Annotated in this window: 20 protein-coding genes and 1 other RNA gene; 12 read left to right on the forward strand and 9 right to left on the reverse strand. The window is 62.4% G+C overall.

Features of this window, described 5'->3' with window-relative positions:
- Positions 1-11 precede the first annotated feature (11 nt).
- The 3 genes from ettA to metF all read left to right on the forward strand — a co-directional run bounded on the left by ettA (position 12) and on the right by metF (position 3,783).
- The gene (ettA, locus tag MKI86_RS05375; protein ID WP_241598371.1) at positions 12-1,661 is read left to right on the forward strand and encodes an energy-dependent translational throttle protein EttA; all 1,650 of its coding nucleotides are present in this window, start codon (positions 12-14) and stop codon (positions 1,659-1,661) included.
- Positions 1,662-1,868: 207 nt separating this feature from the next.
- Positions 1,869-2,876, forward strand: coding sequence for an ArsR/SmtB family transcription factor (locus MKI86_RS05380; protein WP_241598372.1), 1,008 nt, complete (start codon positions 1,869-1,871; stop codon positions 2,874-2,876).
- Position 2,877: 1 nt separating this feature from the next.
- Positions 2,878-3,783, forward strand: coding sequence for a methylenetetrahydrofolate reductase [NAD(P)H] (gene metF / locus MKI86_RS05385; protein WP_241598373.1), 906 nt, complete (start codon positions 2,878-2,880; stop codon positions 3,781-3,783).
- A 484-nt stretch (positions 3,784-4,267) separates the two neighbouring features.
- Here metF and MKI86_RS05390 read toward each other — a convergent pair whose 3' ends face one another.
- From MKI86_RS05390 to MKI86_RS05405, 4 genes are all read right to left on the reverse strand, one after another.
- Positions 4,268-5,203, reverse strand: coding sequence for a DMT family transporter (locus MKI86_RS05390; protein ID WP_241598374.1), 936 nt, complete (start codon positions 5,201-5,203; stop codon positions 4,268-4,270).
- A gap of 115 nt (positions 5,204-5,318) precedes the next feature.
- Positions 5,319-6,515: a lytic murein transglycosylase gene (locus tag MKI86_RS05395; RefSeq protein WP_241598375.1), complete on the reverse strand. Its 1,197-nt coding sequence runs from the start codon at positions 6,513-6,515 to the stop codon at positions 5,319-5,321.
- 127 nt (positions 6,516-6,642) lie between these two features.
- Positions 6,643-7,422, reverse strand: a complete 780-nt coding sequence (locus tag MKI86_RS05400; protein WP_241598376.1) for a glycoside hydrolase family 25 protein — start codon at positions 7,420-7,422, stop codon at positions 6,643-6,645.
- Between the two features lie 155 nt (positions 7,423-7,577).
- Entirely contained in the window at positions 7,578-8,252 is a 675-nt protein-coding gene (locus MKI86_RS05405; protein WP_241598377.1) for an outer membrane protein, read from the reverse strand.
- A gap of 233 nt (positions 8,253-8,485) precedes the next feature.
- On the opposite strand from MKI86_RS05405, the gene MKI86_RS05410 reads away from it, so the two are divergent.
- Positions 8,486-10,045, forward strand: a complete 1,560-nt coding sequence (locus MKI86_RS05410) for a putative bifunctional diguanylate cyclase/phosphodiesterase (protein ID WP_241598378.1) — start codon at positions 8,486-8,488, stop codon at positions 10,043-10,045.
- A 73-nt stretch (positions 10,046-10,118) separates the two neighbouring features.
- Positions 10,119-11,525 (forward strand): serine hydrolase domain-containing protein, encoded by a 1,407-nt coding sequence (locus MKI86_RS05415; RefSeq protein WP_241598380.1) that lies wholly within the window; start codon positions 10,119-10,121, stop codon positions 11,523-11,525.
- Here MKI86_RS05415 and MKI86_RS05420 read toward each other — a convergent pair.
- Positions 11,510-11,911: a ketosteroid isomerase-related protein gene (locus MKI86_RS05420; RefSeq protein WP_241598382.1), complete on the reverse strand. Its 402-nt coding sequence runs from the start codon at positions 11,909-11,911 to the stop codon at positions 11,510-11,512. The genes MKI86_RS05415 and MKI86_RS05420 overlap by 16 nt on opposite strands.
- A gap of 81 nt (positions 11,912-11,992) precedes the next feature.
- Here MKI86_RS05420 and MKI86_RS05425 point away from each other — a divergent pair, with 81 nt between their 5' ends.
- On the forward strand, positions 11,993-12,580 hold the full coding sequence (locus tag MKI86_RS05425) for a GNAT family N-acetyltransferase (protein ID WP_241598384.1): 588 nt from the start codon (positions 11,993-11,995) through the stop codon (positions 12,578-12,580).
- 9 nt (positions 12,581-12,589) lie between these two features.
- Here MKI86_RS05425 and MKI86_RS05430 read toward each other — a convergent pair whose 3' ends face one another.
- The 3 genes from MKI86_RS05430 to MKI86_RS05440 all read right to left on the reverse strand — a co-directional run bounded on the left by MKI86_RS05430 (position 12,590) and on the right by MKI86_RS05440 (position 15,555).
- A complete protein-coding gene (locus MKI86_RS05430; protein WP_241598386.1) occupies positions 12,590-13,513 on the reverse strand; it encodes a lytic transglycosylase domain-containing protein in 924 nt (307 codons plus the stop codon).
- A 131-nt stretch (positions 13,514-13,644) separates the two neighbouring features.
- Complete coding sequence (locus tag MKI86_RS05435) at positions 13,645-14,274, reverse strand: LysE family translocator (RefSeq protein ID WP_241598388.1); 630 nt, start codon at positions 14,272-14,274, stop codon at positions 13,645-13,647.
- Between the two features lie 66 nt (positions 14,275-14,340).
- Complete coding sequence (locus MKI86_RS05440) at positions 14,341-15,555, reverse strand: pyrophosphate--fructose-6-phosphate 1-phosphotransferase (RefSeq protein WP_241598390.1); 1,215 nt, start codon at positions 15,553-15,555, stop codon at positions 14,341-14,343.
- 239 nt (positions 15,556-15,794) lie between these two features.
- Here MKI86_RS05440 and MKI86_RS05445 point away from each other — a divergent pair, with 239 nt between their 5' ends.
- The 5 genes from MKI86_RS05445 (at position 15,795) to rnpB (ending at position 19,945) form a co-directional block, all read left to right on the forward strand.
- Complete coding sequence (locus tag MKI86_RS05445; RefSeq protein ID WP_241598392.1) at positions 15,795-16,535, forward strand: J domain-containing protein; 741 nt, start codon at positions 15,795-15,797, stop codon at positions 16,533-16,535.
- Positions 16,532-17,296, forward strand: a complete 765-nt coding sequence (locus MKI86_RS05450) for an N-acetylmuramoyl-L-alanine amidase (RefSeq protein WP_241598395.1) — start codon at positions 16,532-16,534, stop codon at positions 17,294-17,296. The genes MKI86_RS05445 and MKI86_RS05450 overlap by 4 nt, the downstream gene beginning before the upstream one ends.
- 225 nt (positions 17,297-17,521) lie before the next feature.
- Positions 17,522-18,208, forward strand: coding sequence for a lytic transglycosylase domain-containing protein (locus MKI86_RS05455; protein ID WP_241598404.1), 687 nt, complete (start codon positions 17,522-17,524; stop codon positions 18,206-18,208).
- A gap of 79 nt (positions 18,209-18,287) precedes the next feature.
- Entirely contained in the window at positions 18,288-19,469 is a 1,182-nt protein-coding gene (locus MKI86_RS05460; protein WP_241598406.1) for an NAD(P)/FAD-dependent oxidoreductase, read from the forward strand.
- Positions 19,470-19,549: 80 nt separating this feature from the next.
- Positions 19,550-19,945: RNase P RNA component class A (gene rnpB, locus MKI86_RS05465), an RNA gene on the forward strand.
- Positions 19,946-20,031: 86 nt separating this feature from the next.
- Here rnpB and MKI86_RS05470 read toward each other — a convergent pair.
- Positions 20,032-20,418, reverse strand: a complete 387-nt coding sequence (locus tag MKI86_RS05470) for a hypothetical protein (RefSeq protein WP_241598408.1) — start codon at positions 20,416-20,418, stop codon at positions 20,032-20,034.
- Between the two features lie 162 nt (positions 20,419-20,580).
- Between MKI86_RS05470 and MKI86_RS05475 the strand changes: the two genes are divergently transcribed.
- On the forward strand, positions 20,581-21,387 hold the full coding sequence (locus MKI86_RS05475) for a hypothetical protein (protein WP_241598411.1): 807 nt from the start codon (positions 20,581-20,583) through the stop codon (positions 21,385-21,387).
- Positions 21,388-21,794 lie beyond the last annotated feature (407 nt).

Here is a 21,794-nt window from a genome sequence, read left to right on the forward strand (position 1 = left end):
AGCGCGTTTGCATGGCACGTCAATTCATCTATCACATGTCGGGGCTCAACAAGGCCTACGGCGCCAAGAAAATCCTCGAGAACGTCAACCTGTCTTTCTACCCGGATGCCAAGATCGGTATCCTTGGTCCCAACGGTGCGGGTAAGTCGACCGTTCTGCGCATCATCGCGGGCAAGGACAAGGAATATACCGGTGAAGCCTGGCTCGCCGAGGGCGCGACTGTCGGTTACCTGGAGCAGGAGCCGCAGCTCGATCCGGCCAAGACCGCCTTCGAGAACGTGATGGAAGGCGTGGCCGACAAGCAGGCCGTTCTCGACCGCTACAACGAACTGATGATGAACTATTCCGACGAGACGGCGGATGAGGGCGCCAAGCTCCAGGACATCATCGACAGCCAGAACCTCTGGGACCTCGAGCAGCAGGTCGAGATGGCCATGGAAGCGCTGCGCTGCCCGCCGAAGGATTCCGATGTCACGGTGCTGTCGGGTGGTGAGCGCCGCCGTATCGCGCTCTGCCGCCTGCTTCTGTCTCAGCCGGACCTGCTCCTGCTCGACGAACCGACCAACCACCTCGACGCTGAGACCATCGCCTGGCTGGAAAAGCACCTGCGTGACTATCCCGGCGCCGTGATGATGATCACCCACGACCGCTACTTCCTCGACAACGTTACGGGCTGGATTCTCGAGCTCGACCGCGGCCGTGGCATTCCGTACGAGGGCAACTACTCCGCATACCTGCAGGCTAAGGCCAAGCGCATGCAGCAGGAATCGCGTGACGAAGCCGGCCGCCAGAAGGCGCTGTCGCGCGAACAGGAGTGGATCGCCTCCAGCCCGAAGGCCCGCCAGGCCAAGTCCAAGGCCCGTATCAAGGCGTATGAGCAGCTGGTCGATGCCGCCGAGAACATCCGTCCCGGCGATGCGCAGATCATCATTCCTGTGTCCGAGCGCCTCGGCAACGTGGTCGTCGAGCTCGAGGGCATCAAGAAGGGCTTCGAAGGCCGCACGCTGATCAACGACCTGTCGATCAAGCTGCCGCCGGGCGGCATCGTCGGCATCATCGGGCCGAACGGCGCGGGCAAGTCGACGCTGTTCAAGATGATCACCGGTCAGGAGCAACCGGATGCGGGTTCCATCCGCGTCGGCGACACCGTGCATCTCGGCTATGTCGACCAGAGCCGCGACACGCTCGACCCTAACAAGACCGTCTGGGAGGAAATCTCCGGCGGTGCGGAAGTCATCAAGCTCGGCAAGTTCGACATGAACAGCCGCGCCTATTGCGGCGCCTTCAACTTCAAGGGCGGCGACCAGCAGCAGAAGGTCGGCAATCTCTCGGGCGGCCAGCGCAACCGCGTGCACCTGGCCAAGATGCTGAAGGCCGGCGGCAACGTGCTGCTGCTCGACGAACCGACCAACGACCTCGATACGGAAACGCTGGGTGCGCTGGAAAGCGCGCTTGAAAGCTTTGCGGGTTGCGCGATCATCATCAGTCACGATCGCATGTTCCTCGACCGTCTCGCGACGCATATCCTCGCCTTCGAAGGGGACGGGCATGTCGAGTGGTTCGAAGGCAACTTCGAAGACTATGAGCAGGACAAGGTCCGCCGCCTCGGTCCCGATGCCCTCAATCCGGGCAGCCAGTCCTACAAGCGCCTGACGCGCTGATAACTGGTGCCAGCGAGCTTGAAAAACCCCGGTTCTCCGGGGTTTTTCTTTGCCACCGTTAGTGGGAAGATCAGTATGCAGCGGTTCACTGGTTTTCCTGCGCACGGACGCCGGGGCCGGACCGGCGGAACTGGTTGGTGTGGATTGGCTCTTGCAACGGCCAAGTTAATCACATAAACATATCTTTATGTCTTGATTGGAAAAGCCATGGGCGACGCGCAGAAACTCGGACTTGATGACATCGTGGAGATCCTGAAGGCCGCCGGCGAGCCGACGCGCCTCCGGCTGCTTGCGCTGCTTTCCCATGGCGACCTGACCGTGACCGATCTGACCGACATTCTCGGCCAGTCGCAACCGCGCATTTCGCGTCACCTGAAGCTTCTCGCCGAAGCCGGGCTTGTCGACCGGTATCAGGAAGGGGCGTGGGCCTTCTTTCGGCTCAGCCAGGGCGGTGCGGCCGTCGCGCTGGCGCGGCGTCTCCTGGAGGCGGCCGATGAGGCGGATGCGGTTCTGGCGCGTGACGACGAGCGGCTGCGGGTGCTGAAAAAGGTGCGCGCCGACAAGGCGCAGGCCTATTTCAGCCGCAACGCGGCCGACTGGGATGCGATGCGCCGCCTCCATGTCAGCGATGCGGAGGTGGAGGCGAAGCTTGCCGCGATGATCGGCACCGAGCCGGTCGATGCCTTTCTCGATCTCGGCACCGGCACAGGCCGCATTCTCCAGCTCTTCGAAGGGCTTTACCAGCGCGGCGTCGGTGTCGATGCCAGCCGTGACATGCTGGCGGTAGCGCGTGCCAACCTCGACCGTGCGGGCATCACGAAAGCCTCCATCCGCCACGGCGACATCTTCAACCTGCCGCTCGAGCGCGACGAGTTCGACGTGGTGACGATCCACCAAGTGCTGCACTTCCTCGATGAGCCCGAGGCGGCCATCGTGGAAGCGGCACGCATGCTGGCACCGGGCGGACGCCTCGCCATCATAGACCTTGCGCCGCACGGCCTGGAGCATCTCAGGGACGACCACGCCCATATCCGCCTCGGTTTTTCGCACCAGATCCTTACGGACTGGATGGAGAAGGCAGGGCTGGATGTCGAGGAGATCGTCGATCTGAAGCCCGCGCATTCGGCCGCCGATGCGCTGACCGTGACCATATGGCTTGCCCGCGACCGGCGTGAACCGGCGGCCGGCAAGATTGCAATTCGCAGAAGGAGTTGACATGACCAAGGCGACCGACAGCCCGTCCCGCAGGGATATCCGCCTGTCTTTCGAGTTCTTCCCGCCCAAGACGGCGGAAGCGGAAAAGCAGCTCTGGGAAACGGCCACGCAGCTTTCGGCCTATGATCCGGCCTTCCTGTCGGTGACCTACGGTGCCGGCGGTTCCACCAAGGCGCCGACGCTGGCGACGGTGCGTCATCTCCTCAGGATGGGGCTGCCTGCCGCCTCGCATCTCACCTGCGTCGGTGCGACGAAGGACGAGGTCAATGCCGTCGTTGCGGAGTTCCAGGCCATCGGCGTCAAGAATTTCGTGGCGCTGCGCGGCGATCCGCCGGGCGGCGTGGGCACGGCCTACCAGCCGCATCCGGGCGGCTATGCGAACGCGGCGGAACTGGTCGCCGGGTTGCGCGGCCTTGCCGATTTCGAGGTCTCTGTCTCCGCCTATCCGGAAAAGCACCCGCAAAGCCCCGATGTCACGGCTGATATCGACATGCTCAAGCGCAAGGTCGATGCGGGCGCGACACGGGCGCTGACACAGTTCTTCTTCGAAAACGACCAGTTCGAGCGCTACCTGGAGCGTGTCCGCCGGGCCGGCATCACCATCCCGATCGTGCCGGGCCTGCTGCCGGTGCATAATCTTTCCCAAGTGCAGAAATTCGCCGGAATGTGCGGTGCCACCGTGCCGGTATGGCTCGCCGAGCGGCTGTCGCCTGTCGACGAGAACCCGCAGGAGCGTATGGCAGTCGCAGTGGAACTCGCCGTGCGCCAACTCGAGGATCTCGTGGCACGCGGCATCGACGAATTCCATTTCTATACGATGAACCGCGCCAATCTCGTCTCGGCGGTCTGCGATGGCGCGGGGCTCGCGACGATCGACCGCCGTCCGGCTGCCGGCGCCGCGGCCTGAACAAAAGCTTACTTATCCCCCAAATGAAAAATGCATGGCACCGTCTCCGGGGCCATGCATTTTTCCAAAAGGTTCGGGCAGGGATTTCTGGTTTGTAGCCTGCCGCTCGGGTTTCGCTTGTATCGCCTCAGATGAAGATCATCGTTGCGATGAAGAGGAATGCTGCACCGATCATCAGAACATTCAAGGAATGTGTGAGTCCCATGGCGACCTCCTTGCGTTAACTGTTCGATATTACGACCGAAAAAACCGGATTGAAAAGGTGTTTTGTTGCTGCGTTGCAACATTCGTACTTTGGCAGTCGGTTATTCACAGGTCTAACGCATTGTAATTTCTGCGCAAAAGCATCCGCCACAAAAATTTCACAATCCCTACCAGATGACGAATGCCGGCAATGTTCATTTACCAGTATGGCGCAACCGTGGCATCGCAAGGCTGCATATTTCGCAAAAACGGCCGTGAAAGGCCTTTGTTCCTGAGGCGATTAACGTTTTGGAAACCGGGCAAGGAGGCGGCCGTCTAGAACGACGAGGCCGAGCAGGACCAGCGCCATTCCCAGCATTCCGAGCATCGTCAACCGCTCGCCAAGGAACACCGCGCCGAGCACAATCGCGCTGGGCGGCACCAGCAGGGTAACGAGAGAGGTGTTGGTGGCTCCGGCTGCCGCCATGATTCGGAAATAGAGGATATATCCGTAGGCCGTGGAAAGAAGCGCCAGCGCCAGAACAGCGAGGATGGCGCCGGTCGGGGGCAGGGAAAGCTGCCAGGGCGCGTCGATGGCGAGTGAGACCGGCAGCATGAGCAATGTAGAAGCCGTCAGTTGCCCGGCTGCGATGACCGGCGGGGCGGTGCCGCGGAAACGCTTGCCGTAAGTCGCGGCGAAACCGTAGGACACGGCGGCGAGCACGGGAAGGACGACGGCCCAGAGCGGCGGGCCGCTGTCGCCGGTGAACGGCGCAAGCGCACGCGGGCCGATGAGGACGGCGGTGCCGGCAAGGCCGATGAGGCAACCCGCAATCTTTGCGGGCGAAAGCTTCTCGTCCGCAGTCATCCGGTTGGCGATGAGCACGGTGAAGATCGGCGTCGTCGCATTGAGGATGGAGGCGAGGCCGGCGCCGATCTGCGTTTGACCGAGAAAGATCAGCATATGCGGCACGGCATTGTTGATGAGGCCGAGCAACAGGAAGGAGCGCCAGCGGGCGCGCAGCGTGGCATAGATCGAAAAGCGGCCGGCAATGTAGATGTGCAGGGCGATGGCGGCGATGGCCACGCGCAGCAGGACCAGCGTCGCCGGCGGCACATGGGGAACCGCCACGCGCGCGAAGAAGAACGAACCGCCCCAGATGAGGCCAAGCAGGCTCAAAAGCCCCCATGTGGCTGCAGTCATGCGCGTCGAAGCCGGTGATGCCTGCTGTTCCATCGGATGTTCCAAGCGTCAGGATGAAAATGAAGCGGCGCCGCCGGTCTCGGCCGGTAGCGCCGCTCAGGTTTTCAAAGTCCTAGCGCACGGGATGGCGCCACGCCACCCGATTTCGTCAGAGCGCGGCGAGCAGGGCCGGCGTCGCCCAGCCATCGGCGGGCATGCCGAGGCGCAGCTGTTCCTTCTGGATGGCCGCGCGCGTGCCGGAGCCGAGAATGCCGTCGATCTTGCCGACATCGTGGCCGTGGGCCTGCAGCTTCGTCTGAAGCTCCTTCATGGCGTCGCCGGACAGGCCTTCCTCGGGCGTGCCGCGCTCATAGGGCGGGGCACCGGCCAGGCGCGTGGCGAAATAGGCAGCCGACGTCGTGTAGATGAAGGACTGGTTCCAGGCGAGGTAGATATTGAAGTTCGGATAGGTGATGAAAGCGGGGCCCTTGCGGCCCTGCGGCAGCACGAGCGAGGCTTCGAGATTGCCGAAGGAGGTATCGCCGTCGCGCGGCTTCACACCAAGGGCAAACCAGTCCGATGCCTTCATGCCCGGCTGGAGCCCCGTCTTTTCGAAGGGCAGGACATCGGGAACGGACACTTCCTGGATCCACGGCTGACCCTTTACGAAGCCGAGATGCTGGATGAACTTCGCGGCCGTGAGGATCGCGTCGGGCGCGCTCTGCTTGACATTGATGTGGTTGTCGCCGTCGCCGTCGACGCCGAATTCGATGATATCCTTCGGCAGCATCTGTACCTGACCGATCTCGCCGGCCCAGGCGCCCGTCGTGCCGTTCGGGTCGAGGTCGCCGTGACCGACCATCTCGACGGCAGCGATCAGCTGCGGACGGAAGAGTTCCGGGCGGCGGCAGTCATGCGAGAGGGTGACGAGCGCGTTGCGGGTGTTGAAATCGCCCTGCACTGCGCCGAAATCCGTCTCCATGGCCCAGAAAGCGGCAATAACGGGGCCGGGAACGCCGAATTCCTGCTCGGCGCGGCCGAACACCGAAGACAGCTCGCTCAGCTTCTTGCGACCAATATCGAGGCGCGACTGGCTGACCGTGCGCTTGGAGAATTCAAGAAAGGTCTGGCGGAAGACGCCCTGCGCGCGGTCGCGCGACAGAACCTTCTGGTCGATGGCGGCGCCGGCAAGCGCGCGGTCGGCCACATCGGCGGAGACACCGTGTGTCAATGCTTCGGCCTTCACGCCTTCAAGAAAGGCGCCGAGGTCGCCGCCGCAGGCCGTTGCCGTCTGGGCCTGCGCGCCGCCGGCCAGCAGGAAGGCCGTCAGGCCCGCTGCGAGTGTCGTCTTCAGGTTCTGCCGCATCTGGTGCTCCTTGGGTCCGCTGCCCTTCTGTAACATAGGGCGGCTGTCTCAGATGAATGTGACGGAAGCAAGAAGAAAAAGGCAAGCCAGGAGGCTCGCCGTTATTTCCCTCGTCAGTGTTGCGTCGTCAGCGGGAAACGGAGGCGACCCACTTGTTCCAGTTCTTTGCGGAACCGGCGAAGACGTTGATATCGGTGTTGCCGGAAAGGCCGGGCACGACGCCGGTCGAGGTATATTGCCAGAACGCCCACTTGCGCGCCGGGTAGATGTTTTCCGGGTGGTTGGCGACCGAGCGTAGCCAAAAGTGATAGCCCTCGAAATGACCGACGAGATTGTCGCGGTGGAAATCCACGGTCGTGTAGATGATCGGCCGCTTGCCGTAATGGGCTTCCAGGCGGTCCATGAAGCGTTTCAGGACCGTGCGCACCTCGTCGGCCGGTGGGCGCAGTTTGCATGTCGGCGAGGCCGCGTTCCATTCGGCGTCCAGAACCGGAGGTAGGTGCACGGCCTCCTTCGGCACATTGGCAATGAACCAGTCCGCCTGCGCATCGGCCGTCGAGCAGAAATAGTAGAAATGGTAGGGCGCGTGAGCGACGCCTGCGGCCTTCGCGCCGCGCCAATATTCCGTAAAGCGGCTGTCGAGACGGTCCGTGCCTTCGGTGGCCTTCAGGAAGGCGAAGGAAACCCCGCCTGCCTTGGCGGCGCGCCAGTCGATATCGCCGTTCCACTTTGAGACGTCGATGCCGTGGACCTCGTGACGATGCGGATTGCGGGCGCCGAAATCCTGCGGATCCTTGTCCTCGAAGCGCGGCGGCACGGTAGAGGTGACCCCGAGATCGTAGTCGGTGGTGGAACAGGATGTGGCGAGAAGGGCGAGCGGCAGGAGGGCCAGAATGAGCCGACGCATGTGTGTTCCGTTGTTACGCGTTTACCGATCCTGCCTCGAAAGCGGCGGAGCGTAAAGAGCAGCGCGCGAGACGGCCCACGACCTATCGCATATTCTGGTAAAATTACGGTTAGCAGAGCGTTAAGCCGGGGCGATGGACCGCCCCGGCTTCAACCTCAGAATTTCATGCTAACGCCAAGCATGAGGGAGTGCGTCTTGAAGTCGCCCCGTACGCCCTGCGCGTCGAACACGTCCGACTTGCCGTAGTCGCTATAACGATATTCAAGACGGCCGGTTACTGTGTCGGTGAAGGCCTGTTCGACACCAGCGCCGATCGTCCAGCCATGGAGCGTGTCCTTTTCCCGAACGCCGGTCGTCTCGTTTTCCAGAGCGGCGTTGGTGAAGGCGTAACCGCCGGTGCCGTAGATCAGCGTGCGGTCGATGGCGTAACCAACACGGGCGCGAACCGAACCACCCCAGAGGGTTTCCGCCTTAAGGGTATCACCGGCGAAATCGAAGCGCTCGTCGTTGAAGTCGCGCTTGACGTCCGCTTCGACACCGTAGACGAAGCCGTTGTTGAAGAAGTTGTAGCCCGCATAGGCGCCGACCGCCCAACCGTTGAGGTCACGATCGTACAAGGGCGTCCCGGACCCGGCCGCGGAGTAGTCGGCACCGGTCCAGCCATAGCCGGTGTTCACACCGACGTAGAAGCCGCCCCAATCATAGACGCCGGCAACTTCCGTGATGGGCGTTTCCATAGGCGGTTCGGCGACCGCCATATCGGCGGCGAATGCCGGCAGTACGCCAGCGGTTACGATGATGCCTGCGGCACCGAGGATCATGGATTTCATGTAAGGGTCCTTCCCACTCTATGGTCGCGCGAAGCCCCGCACGCGAATGACAACACCCCCCAAACGCCCGATTGCCGGCTTGGTTCCGAGAAAAATTACCCCCGTTAATTCTTGTGATGCGAACGCCAATACACTCTTAACACTCTGTCATCCTTTGTCCGCTAGAACCGTGATGCGCTGATATGTGGCTGGGCGCGTCCTGTTGTCATGATAACAACGGTTTAGGGTGCATGATGTTCAAAACCTTGTTGCCAGGGATCGAGCGGCGCTATGCGCTTGCGGGATCGATCTTCGGTGCCTTCCTGCCAACGATCTGCCTGGTGGCGGATCACGTCACACAAACCGAGATTCACGAAAGCATCTTCGATTTTTCGGTGCCGACGGCGACGGCGCTGGCGCTGATGCCCGTCTTCTTCGGGGTCGGTTTCTACCAGATCGGCCGATCCAAGGCGCAGCTGATGCGCGAGCTCAACCAGCGCCGCCAGACGGAGCGGCTTTTGGCGCATGAGGCCCATCACGACCGCCTGACGGGGCTTTCGAACCGGTGCTGCCTCGAGCGCGATATTCAGACCCTCGTGGAGGCGAGCGGAAAAGGGGCGCACTCGGCGCTGCTGCTTCTCGATCTCGACCGTTTCAAGTTCGTCAATGACAGTCTCGGCCACGATGCTGGCGATCTTCTCCTGGCGACAATTGCCTGCCGGTTGAAGCACACGCTCTCCCCGGCAGCGCAGGTCTACAGGCTGGGCGGCGACGAGTTCGTGGTGACGATCCCGGGCAGCCCGTCACAGGGCAAGGTAGAGGACGTCTGCCGCACCATCTGCCGTCTCTTCGAAGTGCCGATGGACCTGAAGGGAAATCGCGTGACGAGCGGCTGCAGCATCGGCATCGCGCTGATTGCCGATGCGGACTGCAAGACAAGGGAACTGTTGAAACGGGCGGATGCCGCGCTCTACGAGGCCAAGGCCATACCCGGAAACAGCTACCGCTTCTTCGACGCCGTGCTTGCAGCCGACATCGAGGCGCGCGCGTCTATCGAACGCGATTTGACGCGGGCGATCGATGCGCAGGAATTCTTTCTTGAATACCAGCCCATCGTTGGCGTCGAGAGCGGTTCGGTTCGTGCCTTCGAGGCATTGCTGCGCTGGCGGCACCCGGACAAGGGGATCATCTTGCCCGACGTGTTCATTCCCGCTGCGGAGAAGACAGGCCTCATCCTGCCGCTCGGAAGCTGGGTGGTGCGCGAGGCCTGCCGACAGGCCAGCGGATGGCCGGCGCCGACGGGCGTGGTGGTCAATGTGGCGAGCGCCCAGTTCCGGGACAGGGGGTTCGTGGATCACGTGAAGCATTGCCTGGACGAGGCCGGCCTTGCGCCCGGTCGCCTTACCGTCGAGGTCACGGAAGCGGTATTTTCGTCCGATGATGCGGCCGTGTGCGAGGGGCTTCGCGCACTGCGCGCTCATGGCATCCGCGTCGCGCTCGACGATTTCGGCATTGGCTTCTCGTCGATCAACAACCTGCGCACATTCCCGATCGACCAGTTGACCGTGGACCGCTCCTTCGCCCGAGCGATGATGGAGAGCAAGCGGGAGGCCGATCTCGTCGACATCATTCTCAAGCTCGGCCAGACCTTTCAGGTGACGACGACGGTCAAGGGCATCGAGTCGGAAGAACAGCTCGACTTCATTCGCCAGCGCGGTGCTTGCGAGGCGCAAGGCTATCTTATCTCGGCGCCGGTGCCGGCGGCGGACGTGCCCACATTTCTCGCGAGACCGGAAAGCCGGCTTTCGGCCTGACCTATCACGCGCCTGAAAGGTCTTTTCATGACGGTCAAATCCTGATTGTGTCCGTAGTGGAAGGAGAGGCTGCATGAGACGATTCTACAGGCGTCTGGCCTGGACAATCTCCGCGCTCGCATTGTTCGTTGCAGTGGCGGCGAGTTGGCTCATCGTTTCGCCGCCGGCACTGCTCAGCGTCGGCTCCGGCTATGCCGCCAAGATCGTGTGCTCCAACACGTTCATCGCCGGCCGCGACCCCGCTCAGGTGTTGAACGAGGATGTGCAGGCGCCGGGTCATCCGCTGCTCAAGCTCATGCGTCAGGACGTCGATCTCGACGGAAAGACGGTGACGACCCGCCTATTGGGCCTTTTCGCACCCGGCTACGCGGTATGGCACGAGGGCTTCGGCTGCACGGGGGTGCCGGACGGCGACTTTCAGGCGGCGCGCCAGGCCGTGTCCGACGTGGCTCTTCCCTCGATTCCCGCGGGAAATCCCGCTATCACCTGGCCTGACGGGGAGGGGGTGTCGCAGGACGAGCGCATTACCGCCCTGCTTGCCGATCCAGAACTGACGGGGCCCGGAATGCGGGCGGTCGTCGTCGTTCATGACGGCCGGATCGTCGCGGAAACTTATGGTCCGGGCTTTTCGGCACAAACGCCGCTGCTCGGCTGGTCCATGGCGAAGTCGGTCAATGCGGCACTCCTCGGCCGGCTGATGCAGGCGGGCGCGCTGTCGCCGGGCATATCAGGGCTGTTTCCTGAGTGGCAGGGCGATGCGCGGTCCGGCATCACGATCGCCCAGCTGCTTGCGATGGAGAGCGGGCTTGCCTTCAATGAAAGCTACGGTTCCGTCACCGACGTCACGCGCATGCTTTTCCTCGAGCCCGACATGACGCGTTACGTCATCTCGCTGCCGCTGCAGGCCAATCCGGGCGAGGTGTTCAACTATTCGAGCGGTACGTCGATGCTGCTGACGCGTCTGTGGATGAGTGCGGCCGGCGGACGGGCGCAGGCGCTGTCCTTTCCCTCGCGCGCGCTGTTTGCGCCGCTTGGCATGGCGAGCGCGGTTCTGGAGCCGGACGAAACGGGTATCTTCGTCGGCTCTTCCTACATGTACGCGACGGCGCGCGACTGGGCGCGCTTCTCGCTTCTGCTGCTGAATGACGGGGTCTGGAAGGACGATCGCCTGCTGCCTCCTGGCTTCGTGACCGCCATGGCGACGCCGACGAAGGCCTCAGGGGGCGCCTATAGCCATATGCAGACATGGACGAAGGGGCCGGGCGAAAAGACCGACGCGGAATACGGCCTGCCGCCGGGCTCCTTCTGGATGTTGGGGCATGACGGCCAGTCGGCCGCGATCATGCCGGCCCGCAGGCTTGCGGTGATCCGGCTGGGGCTGACGCCGTCGAAACTCGGCTATCGGCCCCAGCCGCTGGTCAGGCGCATCCTCGAGGTGCTGGATGCGTCGGGCACTCAGGCGGATCAGCCGCCGACCTGAGCGATCCAATCGTTGAGGTTGTAGGTGTTGGTGATGCGCGCGACCTTGCCGTCACGGATTTCGAAGAAGGCGCCGGCGGGCAGCACATAGGTCTGGCCGTTGGCTTCCGGCAGGCCCTCATCCGTTGCCAGATACTGGCCGTTGACGACGAATTCAGCTGAGCCGCGCGTGCCATCCTCGTTCGACATGATGACGATGTCGGTCAGCGTTTCACGATAGCTGCGGTTCATGTGGGCCATGAAGTCGCGGAAGGCGTCCTTGCCGACCTGACGTCCGCCCTGGTTGATATCGTGGACAACCTCATCATGCAGGAGGTCGAAGAAGGCCTCCATGTCCTGCCTGTTGAAAGCGTCGTAATAGGCGCGGATTGTCTCTTTTGCTGGCATGTCATCCCTCATATCTTTATCTCTCGGCCGAAGCCGACCGACTTATAGCACTGTTCAAGCCCCTGGGAACATTCGCGTATCATGCAAATCAAGATTGTCCATGGCGACGCCGTGACGCCTTACATCGTCGACCTTGCCCGCCTGCGCATTGCCGTGTTCCGCGCCTTTCCCTACCTCTACGAGGGCAGCGAGGACTACGAAGCGTCCTATCTTGCGACCTATGCGAAATCGCCCGAAAGCCTGTTCGTGCTGGCGCTCGACGAGGACCGCATCGTGGGCGCTTCGACGGGCGTGCCGATGACGGACGCCTCCGGCGAGTTCAAGGCGCCGTTCATCGATGCGGGCATCGATCCGCAGACTGTTTTCTATTTCGGTGAATCCGTATTGCTGGACAGCTATCGGGGCAGGGGGCTCGGCGTGCGTTTCTTCGAGGAACGCGAAGCCTATGCAGGCCGTCTCGATCGGTTCGACTGGTGCGCCTTCTGCGCCGTCGAGCGCCCCGCCGGTCATCCTCTGCGTCCGGCCGGCTATGTGCCGCTCGACGCCTTCTGGGGCAAGCGCGGCTATAAGAAGCGCGCGGATCTGCGCGCCATGCTTTCCTGGCAGGATATCGGCGAGGGCGAGGAGACCGAAAAGCCCATGACGTTCTGGCTGAAGCCGGCGCGCTAGGGCTACGGCTTAGCGCAGGCCGGTCTCGTCAAGCAGGCCTTTTCGCTTGGCGTGATAGTAGTAGCCCGCCGCGTAGAGGCGCACGGCGCCGTCGTTCTTGTCATCAGCAACCAACCAGGCGCCACGCAGATACTTGCCGGCATATTTGATGTTGGTCTCGGCGTCGAACAGGCCCTCGGCCGGGCCTTCGTAGCCCATGCTCCTGGCCGTCGCATACTTGATCTGCATCAGACCATAGTGGCCGCGGTTATAGGCCCTCGGATTGTAGGTGCTTTCGCGCCTGACGACGCGATGCAGAAGCGATTCCGGAATGCCGTAGAGGGCGGCATATTTGGTGATGATGTCGTCGATCGGCGTGCCGGACTTCCTGAAGGGCTGTTCGGCGCGCGGCACGACGAGGCCGGTCTGCGTGGTAAGCACCGCGTTGCTGATCGTCGGCTTGGCCATCGGCACGATCTTGTGTGTCGCGACGAGCTGCTCGAGACCCTCCGGTTCACCCGTGTCGAAGCCCGGCTCCATGACCGAGACGCCGATAACGGTATCGGTCGCCTGCGGCATTTCGGCGACGGCGACCACACCGCCATTCGTCTGGCCGGCAAGAGCAACCGTCGCGGCAGCGGCACCGGTTACAGCCTTCGTCTCTGTCAGGGCGGAGACGGGGGCATTTTCCGTCACGCCTGCCACGGCGATCGGGGTTGGCAGCGCCATGGCGGTGTTTTCCGTGCCGGGCTTGGCGACAGGCAGGGCGGCGTAGGCCACTTCCGTCGTCGCACCGTCGGTGGCGGCAAGCTCCGTCGTCGTGGCTGTCGGCGTCACCGTCTTTGCCGAGGTAGCATCGTCGGCAACGCTGGCGCAGCCGGCGAGCGTCACAAGGAGACCTGCACAGGCTAGCGCGGAGATGCGCGCCGGACGGAAAACGGGGGTATCAGCCATGATCGTCGTACTCGGTTTGCCGGGATGCGGGGCACCGGAACGCCCCTGCTTTTGCAAATCAATCGGCCGTGGCCGTCAGACGCTCTTAACCGATCAGGCGTGCCGCGGCAACCCGCCGAACCGGGTCTGGCCTAGGCGGAGGCCCGCTTGAGGCCCGCCGTCAGCAGTCCGGCACCAATGAGAAGCGTGCCGCCCGTGCGGTTGACGACCTTCTGGACGGAGGGTTTCCGGATGGTTTTGCGAGCGGCTGAGGCCACCAGCGCATAGGTGAAGGCGTTGAGTGTCGCCAGCACGAGGAAGGTGATTTCGAAGATCACCATCTGCGGCAGGACGGGCCGGGAAAGATCGAGGAACTGCGGGAGAAAGGCGACGAAGAACACGATGCTCTTGGGATTGAGCGCGGTGACGACATAGGTGTGCGCGAAGACGCGCAACGGCTTTTCGTCTGCGGGTGCCGCGGCGTCCGCGCCCGCTCCGACCGGCGCGCGCCACAACTTGATGCCGAGCCAGACAAGATAGGCGGCGCCGATCCACTTGAGCACGGTGAAGATCGCCGCGGAGGTGGCGAGCAGTGCGCCGAGACCGAGCATGGAGGCGGTCATGGCCGTGAAGTCGCCGAGCGCCACGCCTGCAACCGTGGCGCCTGCGGTGCGGCGCCCGTGTCCCAGCGCGTAGGAAATGACGAGCAGGATCGTCGGACCGGGAATGGCCAGCATGACGGCCGAAGCGGCGGCGAAGGCCAGCCAATGTTCGAAAGACATGAAAAACTCCCCGGATCGATCTTATCCGGGGAGCAAGCCATTCTCTGTTCGGGACGTCAAGCGGGTTTAAGCCGCGGGCTTCCACTTCTGGCCGATCACGTCCATCACCTCGCCGAACCACTTTGCAGACGTGTCGAAGTGCTTGCCGCCCTTGATGCGCGGGAACTCGATGGTGCGCAGTTTGCCGCCCTGGCCCTCGTCATGGCCGGTAACGCCCGAGACCTTGTTGAGCGCGCTCTCGACGGCAAGGTCGGTCATGCTCTGGATGAGGCGCAGATCGTCACGGTTGGCCGGTGCCGAGCGGGCATAGTAGCCCGACTTCTGCACCATGGAGCGCTCTGCACCCAGAAGTGCTGCGAACTGCTTGGAGAACCAGTTGCCGACATTGATCGTGTCGATCTTCACATGGCCGAAGGCGTCGCGCTTGACGGTCTCGCCGGAGGCTTCCCGTTCCGCCACGATGGCGTCGAGGCAGGCGCCTTCCGACACGAAGAGCGTGACGAAGCCGGTGCGCTCCATGATCGCTTTCAGGCGCTCGGCTTCGGCTGCCAGATTGAAGTCCATTTCCGGCAGGTAGAGGCCGTCGATGTTCTTCATCTGCGCGTTCATCATGAAGCCGTCGACATATTCGTTGGCGCTCGTCTTCTGAATGTAGGCGCGGGCGGTCGCGGCGGTGAGCCAGCCGCTGTGGCGGCCCATCACTTCGTGCACGACGAGGGTCTTGGGTGCCGCGCTCTGCTCATTGCTGACATTGTCGAAGAAACCGGCGCCGACTTCGGCCGCCGTCCAGGCGCCGAGCGACTGGCGGATCGGAACGACGTCGTTGTCGACGGTCTTCGGCAGGCCGACGACGGTGAGATTGTAGCCGTTGGCGCCGAGATAGGCGGCGAGGTCCGCAGCCGTCGTGTTGGTATCGTCACCGCCGATCGTGTGGAGAATGGCGACGCCGTCCTTGGCGAGGCGCTCGGCGGCGACGCGCAGCGGGTTTTCGCCTTCCTTGACAAGGCCGCGCTTCACGCAGTCGGCGGTGTTCGTCAGCTTCACACGGCTGTTGCCGATCGGCGAGCCGCCATAGCGGTGGAGGAGAGGGGCCTTCTCGCGCATCTGCGGGGTGATCTCGATGCGATCGGCGAGCAGCAGGCCCTGATAACCGGAGCGATAAGCGATGAGTTCGATATCCGGCGCCACGTCGCTGTAGCGTTCGATAAGGCCGCCGACAGCGGACGACAGGCAGGGCGCAAGCCCGCCCGCGGTCAGCATTGCGACTTTCTGCTTTGCCATGATTCCTCCTCGGCTTCTGCACGTCTGGTGTGTTGGCGTTGCTCGTAGCGCAGAATCCCTTTTAAGGGAAACGGCGGGGCTAACTTATCCGCACTCCATGACGGATTGTCTTCATCGTCCACAGCGCCGGTGCGGCGCTCACAAAATTCGGATGACCCACTTAATGAGGGTCATCAAAATTTATTTATCCTGCCCTTCCTGCCTTGCTTTCCCTGCAATTGTCTGATCAAGATCACCTTATGTTCCAGAATTCGCCCAGTTGCTTCATCAGTGCCGTGTGGGATCGCCTCGTCGGCATGGTCTCGGATGCCGCCAGCAATGTGCTGACGGGCGTGGTTGAGGCCGTGCGTACCCTTTTCGAGGGCGATCCGGAGACCCGCCGGCAGGTTGCCTTTTCCGTCGCGATGATCGCGCTTTCGGCCAAGATGGCGAAGGCCGACGGCATTGTTACGACCGCCGAGGTCGATGCGTTCAAGGATATCTTCAAATATCCCGACAATCAGGCGGCCAATGTCGCGCGCCTCTATAATCTCGCGCGTCAGGACGTCGCGGGCTATGAAGCCTATGCCGAGAAGATGAAGGCACTGTGCGTCTCCTGCGAGAACAATTGCCCCATCCTCGAGGACATCATAGACGGTCTCTTCCATATCGCGAAGGCCGACGGTCTCATCCATGAGAACGAGATGGCATTCCTCCAGCGCGTCGCCGATATCTTCGGCATGGCCGAGGATCGCTTCGAGCAGATCACGGCGCGGCACGTGCATGTCAGCGGCCGCGATCCGTACAAGGTGCTGGGCGTCAAGCCGAGCGACGACTTCGCCGACATTCGCAAGCGCTACCGCGTGCTTGCTTCGGAGAACCATCCTGATAGGCTGGTGGCCCGTGGCGTGCCGGCAGAGTTCCATCAGATTGCGAACGACCGCATGGCCGCGCTCAACGCTGCCTATGAGGCGATCGAGAAGGAACGCTGCGCTGCATGAGCGCATTCACATGTGACTATGCCGGCGCCGTCCCCGCGCCGTCGCCGAACTTCGGCGAACGGGCAGGCGGACGGACCCCGGATATCATCCTCCTGCACTATACGGGTATGGAAACGGCCGAAGGCGCGCTGAAATGGCTGCGCGCGCCCGAAAGTCAGGTTTCCTGCCATTACTTCGTGCATGAAGACGGGCGCGTCGAGCAGCTCGTGCGCGAGGCCGATCGCGCCTGGCATGCCGGCAAGAGCTTCTGGAAGGGCGTGGTCGATATCAATTCGGCCTCCATCGGCATCGAGATCGTCAATGCCGGCCATCCCGGCGGCCTGCCGGATTTCCCCGAAAAGCAGATCGACGCGGTCGTGGAACTGTGTCTCGATTGTGGCCGAAGGTGGGGTATCGCCCCCGAACGGGTGCTTGCGCACAGCGATGTGGCCCCCATTCGCAAGGTTGATCCGGGTGAAAAGTTCCCTTGGGAGCGCCTTCATTCGGCAGGGGTCGGGCACTGGGTCGAGCCGTCCACGATTGCCGGCGGTCGCTTCTTCCAGAAGGGGGATGCGGGCCAGCCTGTCGAGGCCCTGCAGACCATGCTGTCGCTTTATGGCTACGCCATTGAAATCGATGGTATTTATTCGGAAAAGACAGAAGGTGCATTAGCGGCTTTCCAGCGGCATTTCCGGCCCGCGCGGGTTGACGGAATTGCCGATTTTTCGACCATCGACACCCTTCACAGGCTGCTCTCCGCATTGCCCCGTCTGGGTGCCTGAGCGTATATCGATTTCATCTAATGTTACGATATGTAACGGAAGTTTACCGCTTCGCCACATCCTGACCCGATTGGGGATGTTCTTTCCGCTTGCGTTCGTTGCAGCGCAACATGCGGTCAGGGCCTGATCGCTATCAACAAGGATCAAGACGTTTGCGCGGGATGCGCGGCTTGATAGCCGCGCGCCCAAGGCTCTGCCTTTGCGCCTTTTGGAGACGATAACTCGATGAGAAGACTTTCTGCTGCCATCAGCGCGGCCTGCCTTTTTGCGTCCGTTTTTTCCGCCGGAATGGCGCATGCAGGGCGAGGCGACTACCGGACGAGCGGCACACAACCCGTTTTGCAAACCTCCACGAAGGACAAGGCCGACAAAGCCAAGAAAGAGCAGGCAGATGCAGCCAAGAAGCCCCGCAAGGTTTCCGGCAAGCGCAACAAGCGAAATGCCGGAGCAGACAAGGGCGATGTCGTCGTTGGTACGCTGAAGACCTATCGCAGCACCGCCGGATATCCCAAGGCGGAGAACCCGTTGGTGGCGGGTGTTAAGACTGCGAGCTATTCCGGCCTGATCCAGACCTACGCGAAAACCTATGGCGTGCCCGTCGATCTTGCCCATGCCGTCGTGCGCATCGAGAGCAATTTCAATCCGCGGGCGCGGGGAAGCGCCGGGGAGATCGGCCTCATGCAGATTAAGCCGGCCACGGCGCGCATGATGGGCTATCGCGGGGGCGCCAAGGGGCTCTACGATCCTGAAACGAACATCAAGTTCGGCATGAAGTATCTCGCCATGGCCCATGAACTGGGCGGCGGCACGGTCTGCGGCACCATCCTGAAATACAATGCCGGCCACGGCGCCAAGCGCATGAACCCGGTCTCCAAGCGCTATTGCGGCAAGGTGCAGAGCTACATCGACTGATAGGTGGAAAAGTCCTTTTCCTTGCCGCTGGAATCGGCGCATCGTCATGTTATGCCTTGGGCAAAGAGTAGGGCGGCACGTGGTTCAGCATTTCGATTTCGTGGTGGTGGGAAAAGGCATGATGGGGGCGGCCGCGGCGCGGCACCTGTCGAGAACGGGCGCTACGGTCGCGCTCGTCGGACGCGGTGAGCCGGCCGACTGGCAAAAGCATGACGGCGTTTTCGCCAGCCATTACGACAGCGGCCGCATCACCCGCACCATCGATAGCGATCCGGACTGGGCTTTGCTCGCCCGCCAGTCGATTGCCCGATATCGGGACATCGAGGCGGAGAGCGGTATCGGCTTCTACAGCGAAGTCGGCTGCCTGATCACCGGCGCATCCCGTGGCACCTTCGTCCGCTCCGTCGAGGATGTCGCGCAGCGCTATGCGCTGGAGGCTCCGTCGCTGGACCGGGAAGAACTGCGTGTCCGTTTTCCGTGGTTCGCTCTGCCGGAAACATCGGCTGGCGTGTTCGAGCAGACGGGGGCGGGGCATATCGATCCGCGCAAGCTCGTGGCGGCGCAGGTCGCGTGTTTCGAAAAGGCCGGCGGGGTTTGCATTGAAGACGATGCCGTCGCGGTGACTGACATCGGCGACCGCGCCTCCGTCAGCCTGAAGTCTGGCGGCGCGGTGACCGGCGGCCGCGTGCTTGCAGCCACCGGCGGTTTTTCGCGTGCCCCGGGACTTTTGCCACGGTTGCCGGATGTGGTCGTGAGGGCCCGGACGGTCGTGCTGGCGCAGCTCACATCGGCGCAGGCCCACGCTTATCGCGACATGCCCTCATGGATCGATGAGAGCGGCGAGCCTTCGGAGCACTTCTATTTCCTGCCGCCCATCACCTATCCCGACGGCAATAGCTACCTCAAGATCGGCGGCGACCCGACCGATATCGAGATGGAAGAACAGGGCGCCATCCTGGACTGGTTCCGCGGTGAGGGGAATGGCGAGGCGAGCCAACACCTCAAGGCGCTACTGATGCGGTTCATTCCCGATCTGGCGCCGGTGCGCATGGTTTGCGCACCCTGCGTCACGACCTACACAGTGCATGGCTATCCGTATGCCGGGTTCGTCGGGGGGGAGCGTGTAGCCCTGCTGACCGGCGGCAATGGGGCGGCGGCGAAGAGCTCCGACGAGATCGGCCGCATCGGTGCCGACCTGCTTCTGCGCGGGCGTCTGGACGAGCCGGATTACCGCACCGACTTTGCCGTCCATTTCCGCTAGTCAGAAAACCGGCTCTTGCCGTCACCGGAATCGCGCCATGCCTCTGGTGTTTCATCTCCGCATGGGCTAGTCAGCGCCTGCCAGTTGGCCGGGCAGCCGCGCCTTGCAAGGGCCGAAAGGCCGCAGGGTGAGGAAAGTCCGGGCTCCACGGAAACACGGTGCCGGATAACGTCCGGCGGGGGCGACCCCAGGGAAAGTGCCACAGAAAGCAAACCGCCTTCTTCGGAAGGTAAGGGTGAAAGGGTGGGGTAAGAGCCCACCGCGTGCATGGCGACATGGACGGCACGGTAAACCCCACCGGGAGCAAAACCGAATAGGGATGACGCGGAGCGCGCAAGCGTTCCAGCCTGTTTCCGGGCCGGTCATCCGGGTGGGTTGCAAGAGGCCGGGCGCAAGTCCGGTCCCAGATGAATGGCTGCCACGTTCCGGTGAAAGCCGGAGCCTTACAGAACCCGGCTTACAGGCCAACTGGCAAATTCCCTTCGCGGGAGCGAGGATGCCCCGATGTCCATGTTCGGCGCGCGGGCGGCAGGGGGAGGCAGGTTGCGCTCCCCGAGGTTGCCTAGCGCACCGTGACGGTGATGCAGCCAGACAGCGTTTTGCCCTTGATCTTGGCCGACCGGTTCTTGGTGCAGAACCTGTCCTTGCCCTTGAAGTTCGGGCCTGGCGTGTAGACGAGCCCCTTGCCGGCCACGACCGAGACGCTGCCCTTTGCGGGCTTGCGCGTGATGGTGACGTCCGTGGCAGGCGTGCGGGTCTTCCTCACATCGTCTATGAAGCCGGGAAAGCTGATCCTGCAATTCTTGTCGCTTGCGGTCATTTCAAACTGTCCGTTGCCGTTTCCCTTGCCCCAGCCACGTCCGTTGGTGCCGGTGCAGGCGGCATGGGCAGTCGATACCGAAAGAATTCCGGCGGCGGTGAGAACAATGAAGGTTATGGAGGAGCGCATGTCTGGAGCCTTTCTGACGTGTTTGCCAATTACGCTTCCATTCCTTTCGAGAAGGTCGTTCTGGAACAAATGAAAAAGGCGACTATTGACGAAAAATCGGAAACTGCGCAGAATTATACATCGCCGCCAATGAGTTAAATCAGCAATGCCGTCGAGGTGCAAATGGGGGATGCGGACTTCGGAAAGTGGTCGGAGTTCGACAAGTGGCATCTCCTCTTCGATGAACTGTGCAATCGGTCCGGTGACTACGACAATGCTGCTCTCGGCAGTCGCTATTGCAGCCTCATGGGACGGCGCGGCGAGGCGCATTTCGAAACGGCTGTTCGCAATCTTAGAAACTGGCGGGCCGGGAGGCATATCCCCCGCCAGCGAAACTTCATGTTCCTGTCCCAGTTGCTCGACGTGGCGAGCGACACCGCGCTTTCGACGCGATGGAACGAACTCTATCTGAAGGCTCGGGAGGCGGAGGGGAGGGCGGAGCTTGCCGATGACCTGCCTGAGGCCGCCGACGCGGGCGACACCTTGGTGGCCGCCAACGCCACTGCGCCGGCTGCCCGCCGATTTGATGGCCGACGCCTGGCGATGGCCGTCGCTATCTTCTGCTGCGGGGTGCTTGCAAGCGAGCTCTATCGTGCCGAGCCGTGGCGCTGGACATACTCGGTCGAAAAACTGCCCCTCATTGTCCTGCGTCCGCATGTTTCCCTGATGGTGGGGGAAAGCCTGGTCATCCACGGGGAGCGTGGCGACTGCGGAAAGCCGCCGCCGGATTGGGAATATGTTCTGACGCGGCTTCCCATCAGCCGGATCGGCTCGTTTTCGGACGGCGGAATTGTCAGGCGCAACAGCAATTTCTGCCGGGGAGAAACGCCGGCCCGCGCCGTGACCTTCACTGCCCAAAAGCCTGGCGTCGAAGAGCTGCTAGTTCTAGGGGATGTCATGCGTGTGACGGTAACCGGACCATCTTCCTGAGCGTGGTTGATCGGCGTCTCGTTAAAATATTTCTTCCTGTAATAATTCGTGATGTCGTCGCGTCCCTGTCGATATGGGCGACCTGCGCGGACCCACGAAAATCCGCGCTCTTTCAAATGCCTCAGCGCCGTTTCCTGTTTTGTTCCAGGCATTGCTTTTTAACGTCATGTTAACCCTTCCTATCTAAGGTTAACAAACTGTTTTTACGTGCGAAAAATTGCCCGCGAGAGTGAGGTTTCCAGGCCGGTGCCAAGGCATGTGCCGGCATGCATCCGACGGTCCAAAGAGGGGAAGTGAGGTTCTCTTCCCATTGACGCCCATATGGTCCCATGGTATCCCAAAATCACACTGCACGAGGACGCATGAGCGTCCGATCATCGCAAAGTCTAGTAGCAAACCGGCCGGGG

Origin of the sequence: Shinella sedimenti (genome assembly GCF_022601905.1) — a bacterium.
GTDB classification, from domain to species: Bacteria; Pseudomonadota; Alphaproteobacteria; order Rhizobiales; family Rhizobiaceae; genus Shinella; species Shinella sedimenti.

Excerpts from the sequence above, each read along its gene's own strand:
- MKI86_RS05400 (WP_241598376.1), bottom strand. The coding sequence starts at position 7,422 with ATGCGTCGGCTCATTCTGGCCCTCCTGCCGCTCGCCCTTCTCGCCACA.
- MKI86_RS05440 (WP_241598390.1), bottom strand. The coding sequence starts at position 15,555 with ATGGCAAAGCAGAAAGTCGCAATGCTGACCGCGGGCGGGCTTGCGCCC.
- MKI86_RS05455 (WP_241598404.1), top strand. The coding sequence starts at position 17,522 with ATGAGAAGACTTTCTGCTGCCATCAGCGCGGCCTGCCTTTTTGCGTCC.
- MKI86_RS05475 (WP_241598411.1), top strand. The coding sequence starts at position 20,581 with ATGGGGGATGCGGACTTCGGAAAGTGGTCGGAGTTCGACAAGTGGCAT.
- MKI86_RS05470 (WP_241598408.1), bottom strand. The coding sequence starts at position 20,418 with ATGCGCTCCTCCATAACCTTCATTGTTCTCACCGCCGCCGGAATTCTT.
- MKI86_RS05425 (WP_241598384.1), top strand. The coding sequence starts at position 11,993 with ATGCAAATCAAGATTGTCCATGGCGACGCCGTGACGCCTTACATCGTC.
- MKI86_RS05450 (WP_241598395.1), top strand. The coding sequence starts at position 16,532 with ATGAGCGCATTCACATGTGACTATGCCGGCGCCGTCCCCGCGCCGTCG.
- MKI86_RS05390 (WP_241598374.1), bottom strand. The coding sequence starts at position 5,203 with ATGGAACAGCAGGCATCACCGGCTTCGACGCGCATGACTGCAGCCACA.
- MKI86_RS05430 (WP_241598386.1), bottom strand. The coding sequence starts at position 13,513 with ATGGCTGATACCCCCGTTTTCCGTCCGGCGCGCATCTCCGCGCTAGCC.
- MKI86_RS05420 (WP_241598382.1), bottom strand. The coding sequence starts at position 11,911 with ATGCCAGCAAAAGAGACAATCCGCGCCTATTACGACGCTTTCAACAGG.
- MKI86_RS05380 (WP_241598372.1), top strand. The coding sequence starts at position 1,869 with ATGGGCGACGCGCAGAAACTCGGACTTGATGACATCGTGGAGATCCTG.
- MKI86_RS05410 (WP_241598378.1), top strand. The coding sequence starts at position 8,486 with ATGTTCAAAACCTTGTTGCCAGGGATCGAGCGGCGCTATGCGCTTGCG.
- ettA (WP_241598371.1), top strand. The coding sequence starts at position 12 with ATGGCACGTCAATTCATCTATCACATGTCGGGGCTCAACAAGGCCTAC.
- MKI86_RS05445 (WP_241598392.1), top strand. The coding sequence starts at position 15,795 with ATGTTCCAGAATTCGCCCAGTTGCTTCATCAGTGCCGTGTGGGATCGC.
- MKI86_RS05435 (WP_241598388.1), bottom strand. The coding sequence starts at position 14,274 with ATGTCTTTCGAACATTGGCTGGCCTTCGCCGCCGCTTCGGCCGTCATG.
- metF (WP_241598373.1), top strand. The coding sequence starts at position 2,878 with ATGACCAAGGCGACCGACAGCCCGTCCCGCAGGGATATCCGCCTGTCT.
- MKI86_RS05395 (WP_241598375.1), bottom strand. The coding sequence starts at position 6,515 with ATGCGGCAGAACCTGAAGACGACACTCGCAGCGGGCCTGACGGCCTTC.
- MKI86_RS05415 (WP_241598380.1), top strand. The coding sequence starts at position 10,119 with ATGAGACGATTCTACAGGCGTCTGGCCTGGACAATCTCCGCGCTCGCA.
- MKI86_RS05405 (WP_241598377.1), bottom strand. The coding sequence starts at position 8,252 with ATGAAATCCATGATCCTCGGTGCCGCAGGCATCATCGTAACCGCTGGC.